The 3895-nt window shown below is 68.4% G+C and carries 4 protein-coding genes; 2 read left to right on the plus strand and 2 right to left on the minus strand.

The features are described from left to right. The first annotated feature begins 114 nt into the window (after positions 1-114). Positions 115-702 (plus strand): DinB family protein, encoded by a 588-nt coding sequence (locus ACFWMR_RS42445; RefSeq protein ID WP_093934508.1) that lies wholly within the window; start codon positions 115-117, stop codon positions 700-702. Here ACFWMR_RS42445 and ACFWMR_RS42450 read toward each other — a convergent pair. Continuing rightward, positions 699-1235: a methylated-DNA--[protein]-cysteine S-methyltransferase gene (locus ACFWMR_RS42450; RefSeq protein ID WP_093934507.1), complete on the minus strand. Its 537-nt coding sequence runs from the start codon at positions 1233-1235 to the stop codon at positions 699-701. The two genes, ACFWMR_RS42445 and ACFWMR_RS42450, sit on opposite strands and share 4 nt — an antisense overlap. A gap of 108 nt (positions 1236-1343) precedes the next feature. On the opposite strand from ACFWMR_RS42450, the gene ACFWMR_RS42455 reads away from it, so the two are divergent. Further along, positions 1344-1970: a VOC family protein gene (locus tag ACFWMR_RS42455; protein ID WP_093934526.1), complete on the plus strand. Its 627-nt coding sequence runs from the start codon at positions 1344-1346 to the stop codon at positions 1968-1970. Here ACFWMR_RS42455 and ACFWMR_RS42460 read toward each other — a convergent pair. Continuing rightward, positions 1941-3698, minus strand: coding sequence for an NAD+ synthase (locus tag ACFWMR_RS42460; RefSeq protein WP_378382480.1), 1758 nt, complete (start codon positions 3696-3698; stop codon positions 1941-1943). The genes ACFWMR_RS42455 and ACFWMR_RS42460 overlap by 30 nt on opposite strands. Positions 3699-3895: the final 197 nt, after the last annotated feature.

Below are 3895 nucleotides of genomic sequence, written 5' to 3' on the forward strand. Positions count from 1 at the left end.
ACCAAAGACAAAAAAACTAGCAATATCAAAGGTCCCCTGCACACATACATTCCGAATCGCACCAGGAAGCCGCGACCGGATGTCATGATCCTCTTCCCTACGGAAGGAGCCATCATGGCTGGCAACGTCCCCCCGATCGCCGACGAGCGCGAAGGTCTCCTCGCCTACCTGGAACAGCAGCGCCACGTGCTGCGCATCGCTGCGCACGGGTTGACCGAAGAACAGGCCAGAGCGGTCCCGACCAGAAGCTCGCTGAGTGTCGGTGGCCTGATCAAGCACACCGCGACCACGGAAGACGGCTGGATCGACATCCTTCTCCAGAAGCCTTCGAAGCCCATGGACGAAGCGATGAAGGACTACGAAGCCGGCTACGTGATGGCTGACGGCGAGACGCTCGAAGACGTCTTCGCGCGCTACGACGAGGTCGCCCGCCGCACTGCCGACGTCATCGCCGGCATCCCCGATCTGGGTCAGCCGGTCCCGGTGCCGAAGGGCGTGCCCTGGTACCCGAAGGACGTCGAAGCCTGGTCGGTCCGCTGGGTGCTGTTCCACCTCATCGAGGAGACGGCGCGGCACGCCGGGCACGCCGACATCATCCGCGAGCACATCGACGGCGCGACGGCGATCCCGCTGATGGCCGCGGCGGAAGGCTGGCCGGAGACGCCCTGGCTCAAGCCGTGGTCGCCTGCCGAAACCGTTTAGAACAACGTGGGTTCGTCCGCCAAAGCGCCTTCGATGACCAGCATCCGGCGCTTGGTGGCGACTCCGCCTCGCGCGGAGAACCCACCGTCCTTCCCGCCCGCGGCGAGCACGCGGTGGCACGGCACGATGATCGGGAAAGGGTTCCGGCCCATCGCCTGCCCCACGGCCTGCGCCCCACCGGGCATGCCGAGGATGTTCGCGATATCGCCGTAGGTCAGCGTCTTGCCCGGCGGGATCGTGCGGATGAACTCGTACACCCGGTGATGGAAGTCCGGTACTCCTTCGTAGTCGAGGCCGACCTCGGTCAGGTCCGTGCGCTTGCCGTCCATCAACGAGACGATCCCGTCGATCGCGCGCTGGACTTCGCCCGGAGGCGCGGATTCTGTCACGTCAGGAAGGCGCGCGGTCAGTCGCGCCCTCGTCTTCTCTTCACTGCCCTCCGGCAGCTGGACCGCGATGACCCCGCGTTCGTTCCACGCGATGCCGCAATCGCCGATCGCGGTGCCGAACACGGCGTAGCCCTGTGCCGTCATGGAGTCCAGGGTACGAGCCGGGTCCGACAGTTTCGGCGGCGCCGCTTTTCGGGTGGCGCGGCCATGCCGCGGTGCCACCGGAGCGGCGGCTGCGATAGGACTATGGGCATGAGCGACCTCGTGCTTGATCACCTCGTCTACGCCGGGCCGGACCTCGAAGAGGCCGTCGCGCGCGTCGCCGAGCTGACCGGCGTCACGCCTGTACGCGGCGGAAGGCATGTCGGCTTCGGTACGGCCAACTATCTGGCCGACCTGGGAGCCGGTGCCTACCTCGAGGTGGTCGGCCCCGACCCGGATCAACCCGAGCACGCCGGGCCGCGCCCGTTCGGCATCGACGAGCTGACCGAGCCCGCACTGGTCACCTGGGCGGCGCGGGTGCAGGGCATCGACGACGCGATCGCCGAAGCCCGCGAACGTGGTTACGACCCGGGCGAAGCGTCCGAGATGTCGCGGACCACCGATGACGGCGAACTGCTGTCTTGGCGTCTCACCGGGGCGGGCGGCCTCGACGGGCTCGCGCCCTTCCTCATCGACTGGGGGAGCACCCCGCATCCGACGACACGGGGGCTCCCGTCGATCCCGCTGCTCTTGGTCACCGGGGTCCACCCCGAGCCCGGCGCGGTCGAAGCCGCGGTGCGGGCGCTCGGGATGGACATGCTCGTCCGGCGTGACACCAAGCCCGGCCTGGTGGCCGTGCTGACGACCTCAGCCGGGAAGCAGGTCACGCTGAGCTGACGGGGTCACGACCGTGCCCTCGCGCCAGCCGTTGGTCATCGGCAGCCGCCGGTCCCGCCCGAACGCCTTGAACGTGATCTTGGTGCCCGGCGGGTACTGGCGGCGCTTGTATTCGGCCTTGTCGACCATGCGCACCACACGATCGATGGTTTCAGGCTCGAACCCCGCGTCCACCAGGTCGACGTAGCCGCGGTCGCCCTCGATGTAGTCGTCGAGGATGTCGTCGAGCATCAGGTAGTCGGGCAGCGAGTCGCTGTCCAGCTGGCCCGGCCGCAGCTCGGCGGACGGCGGCTTGGTGATCGAGTTCTCCGGGATCGGCGGGGGTTCGCCGTTCTTCTCGGCTTCCTTGTTGCGCCACTTGGCCAGATGCCAGACGTGCGTCTTGAACAGGTCCTTGATCGGCGCGAAGGCCCCGACGGCGTCGCCGTAGATCGTCGAGTAGCCGACGGCGAGCTCGGTCTTGTTGCCGGTGGCGAGCACCAGGTGACCGTCCTGATTGGACAGGGCCATCAGCAGCATGCCGCGGACGCGGGCCTGGATGTTCTCCTCGGCGAGACCGGTCAGCTGGAGCTGCTCGACGTAGACCTTGACCATGTCGGCGATCGGCTCGACGCGATAGTGCGCGCCGATGCGGCGCGCGAGGTCTTCGGCGTCGCCCTTCGAGTGTTCCGAGGAGTACTCCGAAGGCATCGAGACGCCGTAGACGTTGTCGCCGCCGAGCGCGTCCGCGGCCAGCGCCGCCACGACCGCCGAGTCGATGCCGCCGGAGAAACCGAACGTCACCGACGAGAAGCCGTTCTTGTGCACGTAGTCGCGCAGGCCGACGACGAGCGCGTGCCACACCTCGGCTTCGTCGGACAGAGGCTCGCTGATCGCCGAGTCGGTGCTCGGAGCGTAGGCGGGGATCGGGTCTTCGCCGAGGACGCGGCGCTTGACCCGCAGGCCCTCGAACTCGCCCTCGGCGGTGTGCCCGCCCGCGGCGAGGTCCGTGTCGACGACGAGCAGGTGCTCCACGAACTGCGGCGCCCGTGCCAGCAACCGGCCGTCCGCGCCGACCACGATCGAGTCGCCGTCGAAGACGAGGTCGTCCTGGCCGCCGATCTGGTTCGTGTACACCAGCGGCGCCCCAGCCTCGGCCGCGCGCCGGGCGATGAGCGGCAGGCGGATGTCGTCCTTCGCGCGCTCGTAAGGCGAAGCGTTGGGCGCGACCACGAGGTCCACGCCGGCCTTGCCCAGCGCCGAGATCGGGCCGCCGTCCTGCCAGACGTCCTCGCAGATCACCATGCCGACGTCGACGCCGTGGAAGCGGACGACCTCGAGGTCTTGGCCCGGCTTGAACCAGCGGTGCTCGTCGAAGACGCCGTAGTTGGGCAGGTGGTGCTTGAACTGGCGGGCGACCACTTCGCCGAGGTACAGCGCGGCCGCCGCGTCGCGCGGGCCGGTCTCGTCGAGGTCGAGATACCCGATGTAGGTGAGCACCTCGCCGCAACCGGCGTCGTCGAGCCGCCGGGCGAGCGCTTCGACCATCTGCTTCGAGGCGGAGGCGAAGGTCGGGCGGAGGGAGAGGTCCTCGACGGGGTAACCGGTGAGGGACATCTCCGGGAACACCACGATGTGGGCGCCGGCTTCGGCGGCCTTGCGGGTCCACTCGACGGTGAGCTCGGCGTTGCCTTCGAGGTCCCCGACGGTGGTGTTGACCTGGGCCAGTGCGATGCGCAGTTGCGGCATGCCGACATTCTCACCCACCGGCGTCCGCTGGGACGAGTGGATGTGCCGAATCGCCCACCTGGGTCCGGCGCGCCGGGGCGCGTCCGGCGGGGGAGCAAGGGACCTTTGCTATCGCCGGGGGTCTGACCTGGAGTTTCGGCGAAAAAGAGAGCGGGGGACCTTTGCTGTCACTCTCCAAAAGAGAGTGACAGCAAAGG

Origin of the sequence: Amycolatopsis thailandensis (genome assembly GCF_042723255.1) — a bacterium.
GTDB classification, from domain to species: Bacteria; Actinomycetota; Actinomycetes; order Mycobacteriales; family Pseudonocardiaceae; genus Amycolatopsis; species Amycolatopsis thailandensis.